Genomic DNA, 19,395 nt, shown 5'->3' with positions numbered 1-19,395 from the left:
CAAAAAAACCGTACTTGAACAGGCAATGCGACAGTTGCCGTTACATATCCAATAATGATGGGGAACAAACATGATAGATCAAAATTTATTAGATGCGATCAAAAGCTATAGCGAAAACATGACTCGTCCGATTACCTTTGTATTGGGTAGCGGTGAGCACGAAAAACGCAGTGAGTTGATTGATTTTTTGAGTAAAATCGCAGGCACGACTGATAAGATCAATTTCGATGCACAAGCCACTGACGACAGCCTGCCAAGCGCGATCAGCTTTGCGATTTATAGCCATATCGATGGCGCGCTAAGTGATACGGGTATCGTCTTTAGCGGTATCCCAGGTGGCCATGAGTTTACCTCGCTGGTTTTGGCAATCTTGCAAGCGGGCGGTCATACGCTAAAGTTAGATGAGGGTATTCAAAAACTGATCAAACGCTTTAATAAGCCGTTGCAGTTCCAGACTTATGTCTCTTTGTCTTGCCACAACTGCCCAGAAGTGGTACAAGCGCTTAACCAATTTGCGATACTCAACGATGATATCAGCAACGAGATGATCGATGGTGCGTTGTTCCAAGAGCAGGTCGAGGCAAACAATATTCAAGGCGTGCCAGCGGTTTTCTTAAACGGTAAGCCATTTGCCAATGGTCTGATCGATACGGCAAAGCTCATCGAAAAACTGCAAGAGCAGTTCCCTGACTTGCTAGCAGAGGCAGGCGCTGACGAAGACCAATTAGAGCAGCAAGATGTCACCATCATCGGTGCTGGTCCTGCTGGGGTTGCCGCCGCGATTTATACCGCGCGTAAAGGCCTTAAAGTCACCATGGTCGCTGACCGTATTGGCGGACAAGTAAAAGACACGCAAGACATCGAAAACCTGATCTCTGTGCCGTTGACTACGGGTAACGAGTTGTCAGCCAACTTTGAAAAACACTTGCGTGAGTACAACATCACCCTAAAAGAGCACGTCAGTGTCAAAGAAATCGGTGAGACGGTCGAGGAAAATTACAGCATTCATCTAAATACCGGTGAGAGCTTTGAGACGCGCAGCATTATCCTTGCGACCGGTGCCCAGTGGCGTAAGCTTGGTGTGCCAGGCGAAGAAGAAAACATCGGTCAAGGCGTGGCTTACTGTGCTCACTGTGATGGCCCGTTCTTTAAAGGTAAAGACATCGCCGTCATCGGTGGTGGTAACTCAGGTGTCGAGGCAGCACTGGACTTAGCGGGTATTGTCAATCATGTGACGGTGCTTGAGTTTGCAGACGACCTCAAAGCCGATCAGGTGCTGATTAATAAAGCCAAAGAAAAAGACAATATCGAGTTTATCACCAATGCGGCCACTCAAGAGATCAAAGCGACTGACAATAAGGTAACGTCTATCGTTTATCAAGATCGCAGCACCGGTGAGACCCATGAGCGCGATTTGTCAGGGGTGTTTGTGCAGATTGGTCTTGTGCCAAACACAGATTTTGTTAAAGGCTTTGTCGATCTAAATCGCTTTGGTGAGATTGAAATTGATGAGCGCTGCCGCACTGACCGCAAAGGCATCTTTGCTTGTGGTGACGTGACCACAGTCCCCTTTAAGCAGATCAATATCGCGATGGGTGAGGGTAGTAAAGCAGCGTTATCAGCGTTTGAATACTTGGTTATGCAGTAAGCCTCTACTTAATTACTTATCTTTTATAAAACACACCCCTGAAGTCTATATAGGCTTCAGGGGTTTTTATGGTTCATCGTTTATGCCAAGCGTCTTGAGCATTGTTAATGTCATTAGCACAGGCACTTATTGTTATTGCCATGGGATATCTGGCAGGTGCATGACTTAATGATAGGCTAGTCGTCTAATAAATCCATCTGCTTTGCCGCTTCGTAGATACCGGTTGAGCGGTTGCCCGTACGGCAAAAGATCAGCATGGGCTGCTCAGCTTGATTAAAAAAATCTGCGAATTCTTCGACGTGGTGTTGGCTGAGCTCACTACCGGCAAAAGACACTTCTTTGTAAGCCAAGCCTGCCTCGGTCGCTGCCGCTTCAATCTCTGCGCTGGTTGGCTGTCCTGGCTCTTCGCCATCAGGGCGGTTATTGATGATGGTTTTAAAACCATTTTCGGCGAGCATAGGGACTTGGTCAGGGGTGATTTGCCCTGTGATACGAACTTGATGACTCATAAATCTTCCTATTTTTAGTTGTGTGGGCTGGTTTTTGCGCCAGCATTTTACGTGTATAGAGCTGTTGAGCTCTATCATGGCTTATCAGCCAAAAATCAGAGATGGCTGTTTGTAGCTTATAGCTTATAGCGTGTATTCATAAAGCCATACAGTCATAGAGCGCAGAGCAATACCCCAGCGGCACTTGGCTATATAGGCTTACAACAAACCCTGCATCAAGGCGCTTTGATACAAGAGCTTGGCACGCGCTCCAGTACCACAAAACATCAGGATGGGTTTGGGCAGCGCGTGATAAAGGGCGGCAAACTGCTCGACGGTCAGCATACTCAAACGCTCATCATCAAAAGGCAGGTGCTGATAGCTTAGGTTTGCCTGTTCGGTGGCATCGGCAAACTCGTCACTATTGGGCTGTGACTCCACTTCTGCATCAGGGCGGATGTTGAGCACAGAGCGATAGCCCAGCTCGGCAAGTTTGATACACTGGCTGGGATGAATTTGCTTATAAATCGTTATGTCATCGGTCATAAATAGCTTTGATTAAATATGTGAAAAATGGGATAGGGCAGTCGGTCTGTCATAAGGCGGCAAAGCGTCAGGCACCGTTCCAAAAATCTTACTCAAACCTAGCCAATATTGACTATTAGATAGGTTTGACGTTTTCTTTCTGCTTCATTGTCACGCGCTATTTCTCATTTGAGATTTAGACTGACCACGACTCCACAGACTTTTTTAATTGGCGATGGAACTCACCGTCCAATAAACAGGATTATGCAGCTGTTAAAATAACAGTCGCGTTATTTAAAATATTGATGCTGGCGTTGAGGTCACGGTCATGAGAAACCTGACAGTTAGGGCACAACCACTCACGCATTTTCAATGTTAGCTCATCTTTACCAAGGATATGATTGCAGTTTGAACAGGTTTTTGAGCTTGGGTAGAAGGGTCCGACTGATTTCACAACCTTGCTTTGCTCAGTGGCTTTGTAGATAAGCTGTCGCTTAAACTCAAAGAAACCCAAGTCACTGATAGCTCTTGATAGCCGCCTGTTCTTAACCATACCTTTGACATTCAAATCCTCAATCGCAATCACATCGAACTCATTAACCAGACTTGTTGTGATTTGATGGAGAGAATCTTGCCTAATACACCTGATCTTATAGTGCAAACGAGAGAGCTTGGTTTTCGCTTTTTCTCTGTTTTTACTGCCTTTTTTAGTGCGACTGAGCGCTTTGTTTAGCGTTCTTAGTTTTTTAAGGTTTGCTTGAAGTGGTTTTGGCGCTTTAATTTTAGTGCCGTCTGATAAAACCAGTAAGTCGGTAATACCAAGATCAACACCAACGCTTTTACCTGTCTTTTTAGTAGGAATTACAGCTTTTTGTATTTCAACAGCCACACTAACAAACCACTTACCGCCACGTTTAGAGATGGTGGCTGACATGATCTTGCCGTCAAAACGTAAAGCTTCTTTTAAGCGAACCCAGCCCAAGTTTGGGATACGAATGGATTTACCTTTAATGGCAAATTGGTCGTTGGATAAACTGAATCTATCGTCACGGCCTTTTTTACGAGCGGTTGGGTATTTCGCTAAGCCTTTAAAGAAGTTGTTATAAGCATCACCCAACTGCATGATTGCCGCCTGCGGAGCGCATTTGGTCACTTCCAGCATATAGGGGAATAATTCACGCTTAATGGCGTTCAATTCGCGTCTGAGCTTCGCCTGTGAGGGCTTGTTTAGATTTTTAGTATCAACCTCAACGCCTGCGGCCAAACACGCATCACGGTACGCTTTGTCAAGCGCATACTGCCGCTGCCACTCATGCAAAGCCCAGTTGTAGGCTTTTCTCGCCACGCCACAAGCACGAGCAAGGTGATTTGCCTGTACGTTGTTTGGCTTGAGTTCGATAATGTGTCCACGGATCATAATGCTTTTTTAACCGCCTCTATTAATTGTTGGTTTTTCTTGCTGCAAGAGCCGTATAGCCTCGCTGAAAATACGGTGATAATCTCCAATACATCTTGGGCTAATTCTTGCTCAAAACTCAACTCTTCACCTTGATTGATTATTACCACTTCAACGTCACGAGCCTCACACAACATGAAAACCAGTTCTGCACCAAATCGTAAAAGCCTGTCTTTATGGGTAATTACCAGCCGTTCAACTTTATTGCTCAGTATGTCATCAAGCAGGTTTTTTAAGCCTTTCTTTTTATAATCCATTCCACTACCAAGATCGGTAATCGTCTCAAAAGTCCAGCCTTGCCTGGCACAATAAAGTTCCAAAACTTGAGACTGGAGAAGTAAGTCGTCTTTTTGATCACGACTCGACACACGAGCATAAGCAATGGTTTTTCGGTCTAATTTAGGTGGTGTATTCAAGGAATGCGGTCTGATTTCACTTAAATCATATCGCCTATGCCCGTTTTCGGTTCGCTTGGCGACTAACGTACCATCCTCATCCCAACGTCTTAATGTGGATTGAGCAACCCCGAAATGTTTGGCAGCCTCCCCAATACTAACCAGTTTTCCCATAACTTGCTCTCTATATTATAGATATAATCTATCTATAATAGTAATAAATAGGTAGGTTTGTATATATTTTATTTGACTGTTTGCAACCCTCCGTGAGCGGGAGATGACAGCCTACTATTTTAATTTATTTGTCTATACAAAAAACAGCCTGCTTTATATCCTATCATAACGATATTTTATTGCCAGTGACACCAGTGATTGATGCGATGTCATAAAAACAAAGCGGCAAACAGCAGCTTGCAACTATAAAATCATACATACCAGCCGCCCGCTAGCGTGCTGTCAACGCATTGACCGCGTCTAGTGTACTGAGATAGACCTGCCCTGATAGCTCGGTGATGAGCGGTGTATGGCCGATGACATCCATGACAGGCCCCTTCACAAAGCTAAAGTGCAGACGTTTATGTTGTTGTGCCAGCTCTTTGTTGAGCGTACTGAGCATCTCTTGGGCGGTCAGGTCGATATGATTGACAGCAGACATGATTAAGATAAGATCGCGCGCCTCAGGGTATTGTTGTAATGCCTTTAAAATGCGCAGGTGCACCGATTCGCTGTTGCCAAAAAATAAGCTTTCATCGATACGCAGTAGCAACAAATTATCAAAAGTCACCACATCATGACGATTGATATTGCGAAAGTGACCAGTGCCGCCCAACTGACCGACGATCGCCACGTGCGGCTTACTTGATTGCCAGATAAGGCTGGCAAAAGACACCATCAGACCGATGACCAGTCCTGTATTTAGGCCAAATATCAGTACGCCTGCAAACGCTGCAATAAAGCTAGCGGCATCCAAACGATCTCGCTGCCACGCCGACTTTAGGGTATCGATATCGATGAGCCCAATGATAGAGGCCATGATGGTCGCTCCTAGCAGCGCATAAGGTAGCGGCGCGAGTGCATTACCAAAAGCGATCAGCGCGGCGATCATCACCACTACAGTGACGAGGCTGGCCATTGGCGTTTTGGCCCCTGAGTCGACGTTGATGGCGGTACGCGAAAACCCGCCAGCGACCGCAAAGCTCTGAAACAGACCGCCAGATAAGTTGGCCAGCCCAAGACCAGTTAGCTCACGGTTGGCATCGAAACGCTCACCGCGCAAGCGTGCATAAGTGCTCGCCACAGAACTACTGGACACAAAGACAATCAGTGCCATCAGCCCTGCAGTGGGCAAAAGCTTGAGCGCTTCTTGTATATCGGGCAGATGCGGTAGTGTGAAGCTTGGCAGCCCTTGCGGAATACTGCCGATGGTCGCAACCCCCAGCGCGCCCCAATGCAGCGCCATACTAAGTATGATCGCCACACCGAGCAAAATCAGGGGAAATAAGCGCTCGGCCCATTTAGCCGATGACGCTGACAGCCACGTACGCCAGACCCACTTGCTGGCATAGCGGTTCGCTACCAAAAGAGCAAAGGCGATGACACCGATAAGCAAGGTCAGAGGATGCAGCTGGCGCACGTACATCTGCAGGCTAGACAGATAGCCAATCAAGCTACTACCGGCGACTGGAATAGCGGTCAAATACTTCAGCTGACTGACAAAAATAAGCACCGCTGCACCGCTGACAAAGCCTGCCGAGACCCCGCGGCTGATGAACTGCATGATCCAGCCGAGCTTGAGACGTCCGGCTACCCAGAGCAGCGCTCCTACCATAAACGCCAATAGGCTCGCCATCAAGGCGTACTGCTCAGCGCCTTTATCGGCATAGGGCAGCAAGCTACTTGCCGTCATAATAGCCGTGATGGCGACAGGACCGACCGCTTGGACATTGCTCGAGCCCAGCCAAGCATAGACAATGACTGGCACAATCGCCGCATACAGACCATACACAGGTGGTAATCCTGCCAATACTGCGTAGCCGAGGCTCTGCGGAATGACAAGCACGCCCACGACCAATCCGGCGATGACGTCAGTTGGCAAGGTGGCTAGCTGGTATTGGCGTAGCCACGTGGGAGTCAGGCGAGCAGCGATAGAAGACATATCAGTACATCATCTTAAAAAATATTTCGACAACAAAAAATAGCAGCGCCATCAAGTGATAGTGGCCGTCCGCGTCTGTGAACGGCTATCGACTGGCTGTGGCTAGTCGGTTTTGGCACAAAAACGTTGGTACAGCAGATTTAAGACCGCCAGCGCATCCTCACTTGCAATACGATAGTAGATCTGTTTGCCTTCGCGGCGGGTCGTGACCAGCTCATCTTTGCGCAAGATACCGAGTTGCTGCGACAAGCTGGGCTGTCCAACGCCGACCAAACCTTCAAGCTCACTGACGCAGTATTCACCTTGGGTGAGCTGACACAGCAGCAGCAAGCGATCAGGGTGCGAGAGCGACTTTAATAGTTGGCTGGCTTGCATAGAGGCTTGTTGCATCTGCTTGGCAAGATCGGCAGGGACAAAGTCTGCTGGATGTGTGGATGCATCCTCATTCGTACTCTGAATGGATGCACTCGATGCTGAAGTAGAAGTAGTCAGAGTGAGCTCCTTATAAAATAGCAATAATTATCTCGGTGACATCAATAAATATATGGTTAATTATCAATGATATCATCAATGATAGCAAGTTATCGTTAATTACATTATATAAATTGATAAAATGTATGGGAGTTGCTATATTAACACCATAAACGAGTCGGCAACTGTGTAAACATTATATACGACTCGATATCATACTTAACTATTATTTATAGGTTAAAAATATTTATAGATGAAACATTCTGATAGCGAGGCTGCCATGCAAGTTCATTCTTTCTTACATAGCGATACTGAGACCTATACGCACGTACTGGCCGATGTCCAACACAAGTTATGTGCCATCATCGATCCTGTATTGGATTTTGATGCCAAGTCTGGTCACACCGCTACCAGTAGTGTCGATGAGGTCATCGCCTTTGTCCGCGAGCAGGGCTGGGAGCTGGTGTATATCGTCGAAACCCACGCCCATGCCGATCATATATCTGCGTCCATTCATGTCAAAGAAACACTCGGCGGGCAGCTCGTCATCGGTCAGCACATCACGGAAGTGCAAAAAATATTTAAGCAAATTTTTAACTTTGACATGAGTTTTCGTACCGATGCCAGTCAGTTCGACATTTTGACAGACGACGGCGATACCTTAGCGCTTGGTAACATCACCATCACAGCGATGTATGTGCCAGGTCATACGCGTGCAGATATGGCCTATCTAGCAGCCGATGCCGAAAAAACCGTGGTGTTTGTCGGAGACACGTTGTTTGCCCCCGATGTCGGCACGGCGCGTTGTGACTTCCCAGGTGGTGATGCCAAGATTCTGTATCACTCTATCCAAAAGTTGCTGGCGCTTCCCGAAGATACCATCATGTATCTGTGTCATGACTATCCGAGCAAAGGACGCAAACACTGCCCCACGACCACGGTTGCCGCCCAAAAAATGGGCAATATTCATGTCAAAGACGGTATCAACGAAGCAGAGTTTGTGCAGATGCGTGAGCGGCGTGATGCCACGCTTTCGATGCCGCGTCTGATTATTCCGGCTGTACAGGTCAATATCGATGCAGGGAATTTTCCGCAACCAGAAGCCAATGGCATCCGTTATCTTAAAGTACCCATCAATGCGCTGGGATAATGGCAGCATATAAAGTTATGCTATATTTAAAAGTAGCAAACACATACGCCACAAAAATCATAAGGGCTAAAAAAGGAGTCTGATGATGAATGAACAAAATCTGCATCTGGTCTGCCCACACTGCCAAGCGACCAACCGTATACCAGCAGCGCGGCTGACTGCTGCGCCAAACTGTGGTCGCTGCCGTCAGCCATTATTGACAGGCAGCGCGCATGAGCTGAGCGCACAAACTGTCAATAAAGTCATTCAAAAAAATGAGGTATTGACCATCGTGGATTTTTGGGCGAGCTGGTGTCAGCCGTGCCTGATGATGGCGCCGCAGTTTAAAGAGGCTGCCAGTCAATTGCCACAAGTAGTCTTTGCCAAATTGCAAACCGATAAGTACGAACAAGCCGCCGCCCCTTATCGTATACGCAGCTTACCGACGATGGTAGCCTTTAGAGGCGGTAAAGAGATTGCGCGGCAGTCAGGCGCGCTACCCAGTCAGCAAATCGTGCAGTGGGTACAAAGCCTACAATTGCAATCATAATCACTAGGGTGTGTCCTCATTTTAAAAATGGCGATAAAAATGAGATAAATCGCCGTCAAACAAGGAAAATAGCGCAGATAATATTGAGATATTAGTCAGCTATTTGACACCGTTTGGCCAGATTTAGCCATTTTTAGCCCATTTAGATGGCTATCGATTGAATTGAGGACACGCCCTAGATGTCCTCATCAAAAAAGCCAATACGTTGATCGCGTATTGGCTTTTTTATGGTCGTATGAGCAACGATGGTATTTTATCGATTTGACCTCTATCAACTCACCATAGTTTGTTTATTCGCCATATATCTTGATGCCATTGGCAAAGCTGCAGCGCTGGATGCGTGCGGACTGAACAACGGCATCACGCTCGCCGTAGAGCCGTGATAGCTTGGCATCGCGGGCTTTGGTATTGTTGCTTTTTCCCAAGCCAAAACTGATATTGGGTGAGATACCCCAGCGGCCCGCTGAGACGCCGACCCCCACGCCAGAGGCAGCGATGGTCGACTGCTGATTGCGCGCAGTCTCGACATAACGATTGATACGGTTGTACTCTTGGCTCAGCGCTTGGCAGTCATAGTTTTGGTAGGTGCTAGGCGGCACATACTGCGGGGTGATATTGCCAGTCGAGGCGCAGCCTGTAAGCGCAAAAATGCCTGCTGAGGCCAGTAATGTTGCGGAAAAGAGAGTTTTCATAGTGGCTCCATAAGGCAAGATGGGGGGATATAAACAGCAAGATCTGTGATAAACGCCGTTGTTTATATTTAAGATAGCAAAAATAAACAGATTAAGATATTGAAAAATATGTCAATTACGAAATATGCTAGCTATAGTCAGTTGCAAACAAAACTGTCATAAGTTCCAAAGCACTACTGGGATGAATTTTGCGCAGCCTCCGTAAACAGCGCCTTAAAATAAGTTGGCTGGTTTGACCACAGCAAGTATCACGATACCTGCATAGGCGATCGCCGAGATCAAAATCCCCGTTTTTCTTTGGCCGGGCGTTGCATGGTTGTTAAAGGCTTTTATGCTGGCACTGATGGCAGCGATTAACAAAATAACCTTGGCAAACACCCACTGCACAGGGGCGTTGGCGCTCATTAGCTGCATCAACATGATGGCACCTGAGCCGATGACAAGTGCATAAATGATGTGCGTGGCTATCTTCACCGCCTTTGGAGCGCGTCTATTGGCACTCAATACTAGATAGCTTTGATATAAAAACAGAACGATGGTCAGGACGGCCATCAGCATATGTAAATGTTTCATTAAATATCCTTCCCTCTGAGGTGATCCAATCACGCAGCGCTACCGTCACAACGTTCATACGACGCGCAGTCATGGTTGATTATTCTGTTATTCTGTCGATGGCTCAGCTGTTTTGACCAGCACACAAGGGGCTATCTGGGCTTTGCCCTTGCCATTCTGTTGGCGTATAGGCATGTATGGCTAAGGCATGCACCGAGCCACCTTGCGAAGTCAGTAGGGGCGCGACCAGGCCATAAACCAGTTGATGGCGAGCGACCAAACGCTTGCCCTCAAAGGCATCGCTTACGATAGTGAGTTTAAAATGACTTTCTTTGCCATCAAAGTAGCCTGCATGATTCATCGATTCGTTAAGCAGCTCGATATGCTGCGGCTGCAAGCTCTGTAGCTCAGCATAGAGGGCATCAGCGGTAGGCGTGGTATTCATGGATAGCATCCTTTTACGCGATATGGTTTGATAAGGTAGTATTTGATAAAGCGTTACGTAATAAAGTGGTGTTTGATGAGGTATGGGCACCGATGACGTATTAGCGTCTTGCGGCGATGCATGAGGTTATTATAGCAGACACTGATGCGCACGCCTTATCATTCAGCAGATAATGGAGTATGGCCACTTTTATAAAAAAAGCAGAATACAAACTGTGGTCTGTACTCTGCTTGACAGTCAATCTAATCAGTCATGCTAAATGGTGATTAGCGGCGTGCTTTTTGGTAAAGCGGCATGACTTTGGGCATCAATGACTGCAACTGGGCAATGCGATTGCTGCTGCTTGGGTGAGTGCTCAAAAACTGCGGCGGCTCGCCTTGGCTGGCGCGCTGCATTTTTTGCCATAAGCTAATCGCGGCCTGCGGGTTGTAGCCTGCGCGAGCCATTAGCTCAAGGCCAATCTGGTCGGCTTCTGCTTCTTGAGTACGACCATGCGGACGACTCAGGCCTAGGTCACCGGCGACATTGGCCAGCTGCGCCTGACTTTGTGAGAGACCAAAGATACTAGCGGCGACGCCGATGCCCGTTTGAGTGGCGTATTGGCGGGAGATACGCTCGCGTGAGTGCTCACGTAATGCGTGAGACATCTCATGTCCCATGATGGCAGCGATTTCATCATCGGTCAGATTGAGGCGATCGATGATGCCTGAATAAAACATGATTTTGCCACCTGGCATCACAAAAGCGTTGAGCTGATTTGATTTGATCGTGTGTACTTCCCATGGCCACTTTGCCGCATCAGGACGATAGACGCCGACTTGCCCGATCAGACGGTTGGAGATGTTTTTGAGGCGATTGAGCTGGGCCTTATTGGTATCGAGCAAACCGCGAGCTTTTGCTTCTTGCAAGGTCTTTGCATAGCTTTGCGCTGATAATTGTAACACCTGCTCATTAGAGACCAAGAGCAACTGCTGGCGATCAACGCCCACCGCGCCAGTATTGGTGGTGCTGCTACAGCCAGTCAGTGTCAGCGCCGACAAAGACGCGGCCATGACAGTTGTGGTCAGTAATTTTTTCATAGTAAACATCCTCACTGTAAATAATAAATAAAGTTGCACAAAGTATAATAATGTTAATAAGCCAAAACCAAGACAGAAAAAGTAACAGTACACCCTATGATTGTAAGTAAACAGCGCACCCAAACACAGTGATAGACATGCATAGCCGTGAGCCCAGCAAGTACAGCCCTTTATTTGCTAAAATATTTTAGAAAAACTGGCTGATAATACTCATTGTAAAATCAAACGTTTATAACAAAATCGCTGGTAAATAAAGGCTGACGGCGAAAGTATTTGCACAAAATGCCAAAAAAGGTGTTGACAGGCTCAGATTTTTTGCTAGAATAGCCAGCCTATCGAGACGGAGTTGTTGTTAACAATGACGCGATTCGATGTTTAGCGGGATTAGCTCAGTGGTAGAGCATAACCTTGCCAAGGTTGGGGTCGAGAGTTCGAATCTCTTATCCCGCTCCAAATATGGCTCTGTTAGAGCACTAAAGCCTCACATTATTGTGAGGCTTTTTTTATGGGTAAAATTTGGCAGCTGGTCAAAGCTTACGCAAAAACGGTTACAAATTACGGATGAATTGACACACGTATTTTAGAGTAAGCGCGCATACTAAGTAACATACGAGACATCATAAATAATAATGGGGGCTGTCCTAGATAACTAGTTTAAACCCTGTTTAACCCACTGTTTTAATTGTAGTCATTGCGACTTTGGGTCACTGTGATTAAAACGCCACTCACATTCCTTTAAATAGAGGTGAAAATGCTCTTTTGGAACCCCGTTAAACTTACGTAGATGCCGTTTAGCTTGGTTCCAAAAGTTCTCTATACCATTTAGGACAGCCCCTAAATCTTTATACCGTCAAAAAAGCTGAGTTAAAAACTCAGCTTAATTATAGTACATATCGTGTATCTGTTTTATCTCTAATCGACTATATGATCTTTATAAGACAAGCGATCGTTACTTGAGATCGGCCTTTTTACTGCCTTCTACTTGAACGACCAGTTTGATGTTTTTCATCATACCGCCGTCGGTATAAGTATCGATACCCCACTTGGTTCTGTCGATGGTGGTTTCAAAATCGCCGCCGCACACTTCAGCGTTTAGCATTGGGCTGTCATAGCAGTTAAACTTAGTGGCTGTCAGTGTCACAGGATGCGTCTGACCCAGTAGTGTTAAGTCGCCTGTGACTGATTTGACTTTATTACCATCAAACTGCCAATTGGTAGATTTAAAATAAGCGGTTGGATGCTCTTTGACATTAAAGAAATCCGCAGATTTTAAATGACCATCAAACTCTTTGATACCTGTGCTCAAGCTGCCCATCGGAATGGTGATGCCGATAAAGCCTTTTTGTTCTTTGGGTGCGTACTCCAGAATGCCTGAGAGGTTATAAAAGCCACCAGCATTGGTCGAGGTGCCAAAATGATCGACAAAAAAGCGCACCGCGGTATGCTTAGGGTCCAGCTCATAGGTCGCTGCCTGACCGACAGTGCTCATCATGCCAAGGGCGCTGATAGCAGCGAAGGCGAAGGCACGATTGGCTTGTTTGATAGAAGGGAGCATCATGGTTCATTATCCTTATTTGTGATCGAGAATTATGGTAAAGAAAAGAGCGCATTGGCTTAACGTTTTTTCATTTATTTCCGTTAAGTAGTGCTTATAGGTGCTATAGTTAAGTTTAGCAAAAAAATAGGACATTTGAGCGCCAATGTCTATTATAAATGTGTCTATTCGTTGCTTTTTGTAACACTTGTATGCTGTATAGTAAGAGGTGAGTCATGAGTATTAAAACCCTAGAGCCGCGTTTGGCCGATGTTGGCGGTATTCCTATCGCCCGTCTGTTACCTAATACTGGCAAAAAACCGATCGGTGCGTGGTGCTTTTTGGATCACGCAGGCCCTGCTGAGTTTGAGGACGGTGAGGCTGGCATGCAAGTGGGTCGTCATCCGCATACCAATTTGCAAACCTTTAGCTGGATGTTAGATGGCGAAGTGCTGCACAAAGACAGCTTGGGCAACGAGCAAGTAATTACCAAAAACCAAGTCAACGTTATGACGGCAGGTACGGGGTTGACCCAAGGCATCAGTCATACCGAGCAAAGTGTCTTTCCTGATACGGGCGGCTCGCCAGATGCGGCGCGTGCGCTGAGTATGGTGCAGCTGTGGATTGCTCTACCAACAGACCAAAAAATCGAGCGCGGCTTTCATCACTATCCAGAGCTACCGACATGGACGGAAAATAATGTAGAGATGATATTGACCACGGGCAACTACACCAGCGTCACAGGCGAGCGCTACGAAGCGCCAACGATACAGTACTCCAAAATGGTCGGTATCGATGTGTACTGGCTAGAGGATGACGAGGTCACCCTAACGTTAGAGCCTGGTTTTGAATACGGTATCTTGGTCAGCGAAGGGCAGATCGAGTCTGAAGGCAAAATCTGTGAGCAAGACCAGCTATTTCGCTTCCACGATAGTGATGTCGAAAATAACGAAAGCATCAAGCTGGTCGCCAAAAAAGGCACACGGGTGATGTTTATCGGCGGTGAACCATTAAACAATCAAGTGCTGCTGTGGTGGAACTTTGTCGCTGATAATAAAGAAGAGATTGAGCAGTCTATCATCGATTGGAACAACGGCCACGAGCGCTTTGGTAATGTCGACTCTGATATGAAACATCTGCCCGCTCCAGCGCTGCCTGACGGTTTTAAAGGATGATTTGATAATACAGATTGTTAATTTATCTTTTATGATTCACGTTATTGTGAAGATTTTTTACAAAATTTGAATATAGATCCGTCAGTGTTACTTTTACAATCAAATGACGATCAAGCAAGTTTTACTATTTTTACTATCGACTCATTTTAAAACACATACTTTATATACAACCTAAATATTTAATCCGACGGAGTCTTATTATGTCAGACCTAACCACCTTACAAAATCTTGCCGAAAAACGCCGCTCTATCTATGCCTTGAGCGATCAACTACCAGTCTCTAAGGATGAGATTGTAAAATTGGTAGAGCACGCTATTTTACACACGCCTTCCTCCTTCAACTCTCAGTCAGCTCGTATCGTTGTCTTGTTCGATGAGGATCATCAAAAACTGTGGGACATCACCGAAGAGACATTGAAGGTCATCGTGGGTGACGACGAGAAATTTCAAGGTACAAAAGATAAAATCGCAGGCTTTAAAGCCGGTGCTGGTACGATATTGTTTTTTGAAGACAAAGGTGTGGTCAGAAGCATGCAAGAAGCCGCCCCTTTATATGCGGACAAATTCCCAATCTGGGCACACCAAACCAACGCCATGCATCAGTATGTGATTTGGACGGCATTGGCAAGTATCGATGTTGGCGCCAACTTGCAGCATTATAATCCAGTGATTGACCAGCAAGTTGCCAATACTTGGAATATCGCTGATGATTGGGAACTAAACGCGCAGATGGTATTTGGTGCCATCGAGCAGCCAGCTGGTGACAAAGAGTTTAAGCCAGTAGAAGAGCGTATGAAGGTGTTTGGTAAATAAGCACCAAAGCTCGGTAGTGTAAGAGATAAAAAACCAAAAAAGCGCCATCCAGCTCATGGGTGGCGCTTTTTTAGGATTTGTCGTCGTACAGCATGGCTAGAGTAAGGATAAAACCATATAAACGAAAATAACCGGTATAAAAACCGTCAGAATACCAACCCTAAGCACATAACGCGCTTCACCGGAGAGTTAGCTACTGGTTTTGTCACCCATCAGGCTATTGGCCACCCATGCAGGCCCAATTAATAAAAACTGTAAATCTTCAAAAAATGAGGGTTTTTTGCCTTCGATTTTATGACCGATAAACTGCCCAATCCAAGCCACAACAAAGACACCTGCCCAGACCTTAAAGCCCCACGGTAGTAAGGTCATGACAGACAGGCAGATAAGGATAAACATGCCCATCGCCAAAAATAACGGCGTGGACAAACGCATGTAGAACAGCAAGACCAAGGCACTAAGCACTAAGGTAAACCAAACGGATAGCGACATACCCATCCCAAGCAAACTGACAAAGATGGTCGGCACGCAGAGCCAATGTATTTTTTTGTTGATGAGGTTTTGGTGGCTGACAGAGTACTCACTGAGCCACTGCTCAAGTGTGCGTTTTGACAGGCGGGGCGGACGACGAGACATACTAACCTCCTTGTTAGTCATTAAGATACGACACTCCTCTTCCACATCAGAGCGTCTCTAGTATCATTTGTAGCACTAATTGGACTTCTCTACCATGGTATCTGATAGACGGTTCAGTCAGCGCTGAGCGGTTCTTTGGTCTGTCAGGTCTGTCAGCTTTATCCTAGATGCGATAGGGTTTATCAAAGGCGTCTAAGCCATCTAAATAGTCTGAGTCATCTAAGCCCTATTATTTCAGTATATTAGCTTCTCTCGCTACGATGCCATTCATACAGACCGATAAAGGAGTTGACTTGATAGATCATGGTTTGAATGGCAAAAATGTAGTTGCCAGACATAAGATTGACAATGAGCCAAACAAAATTGACGATAATCCACAGCCACCAGTTAAACGAATAGCGCAAAATCATGGCGGCTTGGGCGGTGATTGAGAGTACAAAGGCGATGACATTGATCCAAAAAAAGGAAATAAAGCCTAAAAATAGACTGTTGTCGTCTTCAACCACCGCATAACCATAGCTGGCTAAAAGGTCGTTGACGGTAGGGAATAGTGCCAACCCAATCACAGTAAAGGCAATGGTAATCAGCCAAACGGCTTTGCTGGCAGACTTGGGTATCATGTCGCCGTCAGGGTCGGTGTGCTTTGACCAATAAAAAATGCCATAGACATGGGTGAAAAAGTTAAATAAAGGCGCCAGCATCAAACCCACCGCGCCCGAGGTTGCTTGCACCACCACTTCACCTGCAGTGGCGGCCATGCCAAAGCCATTGCCCAAGACGTTTTTGCGAAATGATAGCGATACCACACAAATCAAGCCGATAAAGGACACCGCCAAATAAAACCAATCTAAGGTGGTATGATCGGTGGTCAACCAAAAGCCTGCTGATAAAGCAATCACGCCGCAGATAAACCAAGTGATGATCCACTGCATGGCCCACTTACCAGTGATATTGTCTAATAGCTGAATACGCATAGGTTTTTCCTAAAATAAATGTTGGGAGCGGCTTGTTTGACCGTTGTGGTTTTGAATTTTTTACAAGCCGCTTCTTTTATAATATGCTGTTTTTATTCTGTATTTTTACTTTGTTTGTTTTTTACTTTATCTGTTTTTTATTTGGCGTTGTCGCACCGCGCTTTGTTTATTGGTTTTTGTTATAGACATGTCGATCGATAAAACGTAACGCTTGCCGATAGCGAGCATCATAATCAGGCGCATCGATCAAATGCGGCTCGATACCATGGCGGGTGAAAATATCGACCAGCCGCTGCTCAAAGCGCCCGCGCGCCTCAGGGGTGCCCAGTGAGCGCATGCCGTCATCTACCCATGGCGTATTGTTGTCTAGCATGATGGTATGGTCCAAGCGAAACTCATCGATACACGCGGCCACAAACGGGTGGCTACGACCTTCGTACTCTTCACAAAACGCCTGCGTGGTCACGAAATCAGTATCAACAATGGTCACAGGGGCAGTCGCTACGGCTGCGGCCTCTCGAATCGCCTGAGCATGATTGAGGGCGATGGGGCCATAGTCACTATACTGTAGCCCAATCTCGCTGCCACCCAAGTCCGTACCGACGTATAAACGTCCCATCTCTAACGCAAAGCTTGCGCCATAATAGTTGGCAAGCTTATGTACCAAGGTTGTTTTCCCTGAGCTTTCACCGCCGACGATCGCGACCGTCTTTGTGTAATCACCGCGTGCTTGCGGGTGAATCGCTGACCAATGGGCGACAGGATCGCGAGCGATGGCATATGAGTCAAACGCTGGCTGTAGCGCCGTCGTTACCACGGGCATCTGCAAGTGTTCTGTGATATGGGATTTGGCTAAAGGATGGTTTTGTGCCACAAACAGCACCGCTTCTGCAGGCAACGCGAGCGTTTGGCTCAGACGATGCAGCTTGGCATTGCTGGCTGGGATATCGATGTGCACCTCATCAAAGCTGTCATGAAGCGGCAGGGCAATCTCATGGGTGGTGTGAATGTGAATAAAAGGCAAGTCAGCACAGGCCATCTGTAACCAGCGCGCCTTATCTTGTAGCGTAATGCTATAGTCTGGATGCGGCGTCGGGTGCACTGTGATGACGATATGTAGTATTTTAGCTTGCCCTGCGGCCTCCAAAATACTGCGCATCTGCCCCAAATGTAGTGGTTCAAAATGACCAATCATCAACCCCGTATCGTACATAGCAATCCTTGTTGGTTTGTTAGTAAGCGTTTTTATAAAAGTAAGACAATCTGCATGGTATAAAGGTTTTGGTCGATTTGCAGGTAGGTTATTGTAAACAAGCGCTGATAAAGGTTGTTTTTATTAAACAGGCGTTAAGTGGCGATAAAGCAATGTGGCTAGGGTATCGTCAGTTTGAAATAAAATCGATACGTTCCTATGAACGTGCAATTGGTACAAATTTTCCTTGTGTACTGTTATCACAGAGGCTGCAAAAAACGACTTGTCATTTCGCTGTATTGTTTTGATATCGGATTGCCTATAAACCTATAAACACAACCATCAGCATAACCAGTATCAGTATAACCGGTAAAAGTATATAAGTGTATCTGGTTGATTGTGCTTGGTATTTCAAAGTAGGTAGGCAGCGAAAGTAAGGTTTTGGCAACAAACTTAATTCTGAAACATTTTGAAATAACTATTTAAAATCAGTAGCTTACAGGCAGTTAGGACAGATTAGGGCAAGCTTAGGTAGCATAAACTCACAAAGCACTGGTACATCTTCAACAGACCATAAGAAAATAGTTGCTATACTGATTTGTAAGTCAGAAAGGCTACAGATTTAGCCTAACTAAAAGACATAAGATAAAAAATATAATGCACAGAATATAAGACAAAAACAGCGATCTTTTGTCTAGGTTGAAATAACAAGAAATAGAAAACATAAAATAGAGAGGTATTGGATTTGGCTAAATTAGCAAAATTACATCGCTCGCAAAACAATCGTATGATAGCAGGGGTGATGGGCGGTATTGCAGAATACGTCGGTTGGTCGCCTACTTGGGTAAGAGTATTGTTTGTGATTGTATCTTCACTGAGTGCGGCGGTTCCAGGTATCTTAATTTATATTATTTTATGGATTATCATGCCAAAAGCCACTCATGAGTCTTATCAGTAGCACCCAATAGGCTGATATTTCATAGATTGACATATAGTCGATATACTCTAAAAATATCATAGCGCTACTGGGATGAATTTTGCGCAGCCTCTGGGAACGCAGCACGCAAGTAAAATTTATACCAGTAGTGTGTTTAAATCCATAACAGTTTTACATTCAGCTAACTATACAAACGGTTTGTTACCCAGCTTTGCTCAAAACTTATATTAAAATCTGTATCAAAAAACAAGCGTCACCAAATAAGCGTTACTAAAAAAACAAAAAGCCTGACCCATCAGGATACCAGCGACATACTTTTCCTCCTGCCCAGATGCTCACGCATTTGGGTATTTTTTTTGTTTTTGCCTTTATGGTCAATTGAAAAAATGGTTATAAGTTGAGAGATGCGACGGGTATAGGGTTTATGTGCGTGCTGTGTCTATGCTGCTCGATAGACATAAATACCCTCGATACCATTTGATATGGGGCATAGCGCACGGTATCTGGATAGGTAGCATAAATTTAGTTGCGGTAAATATGGATAAAATGG

Annotated in this window: 20 protein-coding genes, 1 tRNA gene and 1 pseudogene; 7 read left to right on the top strand and 15 right to left on the bottom strand. The window is 45.8% G+C overall.

Annotation, left to right across the window (positions count from 1 at the left end):
- The first annotated feature begins 70 nt into the window (after nt 1–70).
- Nucleotides 71–1,648, top strand: coding sequence for an alkyl hydroperoxide reductase subunit F (gene ahpF / locus C6W44_RS02605; RefSeq protein ID WP_105244108.1), 1,578 nt, complete (start codon nt 71–73; stop codon nt 1,646–1,648).
- A gap of 176 nt (nt 1,649–1,824) precedes the next feature.
- Here ahpF and C6W44_RS02600 read toward each other — a convergent pair whose 3' ends face one another.
- The 6 genes from C6W44_RS02600 to C6W44_RS02575 form a co-directional block, all read right to left on the bottom strand.
- The gene (locus C6W44_RS02600) at nt 1,825–2,157 is read right to left on the bottom strand and encodes a TIGR01244 family sulfur transferase (protein WP_105244107.1); all 333 of its coding nucleotides are present in this window, start codon (nt 2,155–2,157) and stop codon (nt 1,825–1,827) included.
- A 198-nt stretch (nt 2,158–2,355) separates the two neighbouring features.
- Nucleotides 2,356–2,682 carry a beta-lactamase hydrolase domain-containing protein gene (locus C6W44_RS02595; RefSeq protein ID WP_105244106.1) on the bottom strand — a complete coding sequence of 109 codons (327 nt, stop codon included), beginning with the start codon at nt 2,680–2,682 and terminating at the stop codon, nt 2,356–2,358.
- Between the two features lie 241 nt (nt 2,683–2,923).
- Nucleotides 2,924–4,078 (bottom strand): RNA-guided endonuclease InsQ/TnpB family protein, encoded by a 1,155-nt coding sequence (locus C6W44_RS02590; protein ID WP_105244105.1) that lies wholly within the window; start codon nt 4,076–4,078, stop codon nt 2,924–2,926.
- A complete protein-coding gene (locus C6W44_RS02585) occupies nt 4,075–4,686 on the bottom strand; it encodes an IS607 family transposase (protein WP_105243882.1) in 612 nt (203 codons plus the stop codon). Before C6W44_RS02585 ends, C6W44_RS02590 begins: the two co-directional genes overlap by 4 nt.
- A 271-nt stretch (nt 4,687–4,957) precedes the next feature.
- The gene (locus C6W44_RS02580) at nt 4,958–6,667 is read right to left on the bottom strand and encodes a SulP family inorganic anion transporter (protein ID WP_105244104.1); all 1,710 of its coding nucleotides are present in this window, start codon (nt 6,665–6,667) and stop codon (nt 4,958–4,960) included.
- Nucleotides 6,668–6,769: 102 nt separating this feature from the next.
- Entirely contained in the window at nt 6,770–7,183 is a 414-nt protein-coding gene (locus C6W44_RS02575; protein WP_317053303.1) for a metalloregulator ArsR/SmtB family transcription factor, read from the bottom strand.
- Nucleotides 7,184–7,418: 235 nt separating this feature from the next.
- Between C6W44_RS02575 and C6W44_RS02570 the strand changes: the two genes are divergently transcribed.
- Together C6W44_RS02570 and trxC are read left to right on the top strand one after the other, a co-directional pair.
- Nucleotides 7,419–8,288 (top strand): MBL fold metallo-hydrolase, encoded by an 870-nt coding sequence (locus tag C6W44_RS02570; RefSeq protein ID WP_105246408.1) that lies wholly within the window; start codon nt 7,419–7,421, stop codon nt 8,286–8,288.
- A gap of 85 nt (nt 8,289–8,373) precedes the next feature.
- Nucleotides 8,374–8,817 (top strand): thioredoxin TrxC, encoded by a 444-nt coding sequence (gene trxC, locus C6W44_RS02565; RefSeq protein WP_105244103.1) that lies wholly within the window; start codon nt 8,374–8,376, stop codon nt 8,815–8,817.
- A gap of 290 nt (nt 8,818–9,107) precedes the next feature.
- Here the strand turns inward: trxC and C6W44_RS02560 are convergent, their stop codons facing one another.
- From C6W44_RS02560 to C6W44_RS02545, 4 genes are all read right to left on the bottom strand, one after another.
- Nucleotides 9,108–9,509, bottom strand: coding sequence for a hypothetical protein (locus tag C6W44_RS02560; RefSeq protein WP_105244102.1), 402 nt, complete (start codon nt 9,507–9,509; stop codon nt 9,108–9,110).
- A 213-nt stretch (nt 9,510–9,722) separates the two neighbouring features.
- On the bottom strand, nt 9,723–10,082 hold the full coding sequence (locus C6W44_RS02555) for a SirB2 family protein (protein WP_105244101.1): 360 nt from the start codon (nt 10,080–10,082) through the stop codon (nt 9,723–9,725).
- 103 nt (nt 10,083–10,185) lie between these two features.
- On the bottom strand, nt 10,186–10,506 hold the full coding sequence (locus C6W44_RS02550) for a BolA family protein (RefSeq protein ID WP_105244100.1): 321 nt from the start codon (nt 10,504–10,506) through the stop codon (nt 10,186–10,188).
- A gap of 266 nt (nt 10,507–10,772) precedes the next feature.
- Nucleotides 10,773–11,585 (bottom strand): M48 family metallopeptidase, encoded by an 813-nt coding sequence (locus C6W44_RS02545; RefSeq protein ID WP_105244099.1) that lies wholly within the window; start codon nt 11,583–11,585, stop codon nt 10,773–10,775.
- Between the two features lie 378 nt (nt 11,586–11,963).
- Here C6W44_RS02545 and C6W44_RS02540 point away from each other — a divergent pair.
- Nucleotides 11,964–12,038: transfer RNA gene (locus C6W44_RS02540), tRNA-Gly, on the top strand.
- A gap of 235 nt (nt 12,039–12,273) precedes the next feature.
- Here C6W44_RS02540 and C6W44_RS02535 read toward each other — a convergent pair.
- Nucleotides 12,274–12,411 (bottom strand): annotated as a pseudogene (locus C6W44_RS02535) (transposase); the annotation flags it as partial.
- Nucleotides 12,412–12,534: 123 nt separating this feature from the next.
- Entirely contained in the window at nt 12,535–13,143 is a 609-nt protein-coding gene (locus C6W44_RS02530; RefSeq protein ID WP_227526334.1) for a YceI family protein, read from the bottom strand.
- 212 nt (nt 13,144–13,355) lie between these two features.
- On the opposite strand from C6W44_RS02530, the gene C6W44_RS02525 reads away from it, so the two are divergent.
- On the top strand, nt 13,356–14,294 hold the full coding sequence (locus tag C6W44_RS02525) for a pirin family protein (protein ID WP_105244098.1): 939 nt from the start codon (nt 13,356–13,358) through the stop codon (nt 14,292–14,294).
- Between the two features lie 200 nt (nt 14,295–14,494).
- Nucleotides 14,495–15,106 (top strand): nitroreductase family protein, encoded by a 612-nt coding sequence (locus tag C6W44_RS02520; RefSeq protein ID WP_105244097.1) that lies wholly within the window; start codon nt 14,495–14,497, stop codon nt 15,104–15,106.
- Between the two features lie 189 nt (nt 15,107–15,295).
- On the opposite strand, the gene C6W44_RS02515 is transcribed toward C6W44_RS02520, so the two are convergent.
- The 3 genes from C6W44_RS02515 to nadR all read right to left on the bottom strand — a co-directional run bounded on the left by C6W44_RS02515 (nt 15,296) and on the right by nadR (nt 17,929).
- A complete protein-coding gene (locus C6W44_RS02515) occupies nt 15,296–15,742 on the bottom strand; it encodes a DUF962 domain-containing protein (protein WP_199774451.1) in 447 nt (148 codons plus the stop codon).
- A gap of 242 nt (nt 15,743–15,984) precedes the next feature.
- Complete coding sequence (gene pnuC, locus C6W44_RS02510) at nt 15,985–16,716, bottom strand: nicotinamide riboside transporter PnuC (protein WP_105244095.1); 732 nt, start codon at nt 16,714–16,716, stop codon at nt 15,985–15,987.
- A 166-nt stretch (nt 16,717–16,882) separates the two neighbouring features.
- Entirely contained in the window at nt 16,883–17,929 is a 1,047-nt protein-coding gene (gene nadR / locus C6W44_RS02505) for a multifunctional transcriptional regulator/nicotinamide-nucleotide adenylyltransferase/ribosylnicotinamide kinase NadR (RefSeq protein WP_105244094.1), read from the bottom strand.
- Between the two features lie 724 nt (nt 17,930–18,653).
- Here nadR and C6W44_RS02500 point away from each other — a divergent pair.
- Entirely contained in the window at nt 18,654–18,866 is a 213-nt protein-coding gene (locus tag C6W44_RS02500; protein ID WP_075100736.1) for a PspC domain-containing protein, read from the top strand.
- The last annotated feature ends 529 nt before the right edge of the window (nt 18,867–19,395 follow it).

Origin of the sequence: Psychrobacter sp. Marseille-P5312, assembly GCF_900291405.1 — a bacterium.
In the GTDB taxonomy this organism is placed as follows: Bacteria; Pseudomonadota; Gammaproteobacteria; order Pseudomonadales; family Moraxellaceae; genus Psychrobacter; species Psychrobacter celer.
Note: the sequence above shows the minus strand (reverse complement) of the source record. Positions and strands in the feature narration are given on the sequence as shown.

What these genes read in the sequence shown, in the direction of transcription:
- ahpF (WP_105244108.1), top strand. Translation starts at nt 71, where the DNA reads ATGATAGATCAAAATTTATTAGATGCGATCAAAAGCTATAGCGAAAAC.
- C6W44_RS02600 (WP_105244107.1), bottom strand. Translation starts at nt 2,157, where the DNA reads ATGAGTCATCAAGTTCGTATCACAGGGCAAATCACCCCTGACCAAGTC.
- C6W44_RS02595 (WP_105244106.1), bottom strand. Translation starts at nt 2,682, where the DNA reads ATGACCGATGACATAACGATTTATAAGCAAATTCATCCCAGCCAGTGT.
- C6W44_RS02590 (WP_105244105.1), bottom strand. Translation starts at nt 4,078, where the DNA reads ATGATCCGTGGACACATTATCGAACTCAAGCCAAACAACGTACAGGCA.
- C6W44_RS02585 (WP_105243882.1), bottom strand. Translation starts at nt 4,686, where the DNA reads ATGGGAAAACTGGTTAGTATTGGGGAGGCTGCCAAACATTTCGGGGTT.
- C6W44_RS02580 (WP_105244104.1), bottom strand. Translation starts at nt 6,667, where the DNA reads ATGTCTTCTATCGCTGCTCGCCTGACTCCCACGTGGCTACGCCAATAC.
- C6W44_RS02570 (WP_105246408.1), top strand. Translation starts at nt 7,419, where the DNA reads ATGCAAGTTCATTCTTTCTTACATAGCGATACTGAGACCTATACGCAC.
- trxC (WP_105244103.1), top strand. Translation starts at nt 8,374, where the DNA reads ATGAATGAACAAAATCTGCATCTGGTCTGCCCACACTGCCAAGCGACC.
- C6W44_RS02560 (WP_105244102.1), bottom strand. Translation starts at nt 9,509, where the DNA reads ATGAAAACTCTCTTTTCCGCAACATTACTGGCCTCAGCAGGCATTTTT.
- C6W44_RS02555 (WP_105244101.1), bottom strand. Translation starts at nt 10,082, where the DNA reads ATGAAACATTTACATATGCTGATGGCCGTCCTGACCATCGTTCTGTTT.
- C6W44_RS02550 (WP_105244100.1), bottom strand. Translation starts at nt 10,506, where the DNA reads ATGAATACCACGCCTACCGCTGATGCCCTCTATGCTGAGCTACAGAGC.
- C6W44_RS02545 (WP_105244099.1), bottom strand. Translation starts at nt 11,585, where the DNA reads ATGAAAAAATTACTGACCACAACTGTCATGGCCGCGTCTTTGTCGGCG.
- C6W44_RS02530 (WP_227526334.1), bottom strand. Translation starts at nt 13,143, where the DNA reads ATGATGCTCCCTTCTATCAAACAAGCCAATCGTGCCTTCGCCTTCGCT.
- C6W44_RS02525 (WP_105244098.1), top strand. Translation starts at nt 13,356, where the DNA reads ATGAGTATTAAAACCCTAGAGCCGCGTTTGGCCGATGTTGGCGGTATT.
- C6W44_RS02520 (WP_105244097.1), top strand. Translation starts at nt 14,495, where the DNA reads ATGTCAGACCTAACCACCTTACAAAATCTTGCCGAAAAACGCCGCTCT.
- C6W44_RS02515 (WP_199774451.1), bottom strand. Translation starts at nt 15,742, where the DNA reads ATGTCTCGTCGTCCGCCCCGCCTGTCAAAACGCACACTTGAGCAGTGG.
- pnuC (WP_105244095.1), bottom strand. Translation starts at nt 16,716, where the DNA reads ATGCGTATTCAGCTATTAGACAATATCACTGGTAAGTGGGCCATGCAG.
- nadR (WP_105244094.1), bottom strand. Translation starts at nt 17,929, where the DNA reads ATGTACGATACGGGGTTGATGATTGGTCATTTTGAACCACTACATTTG.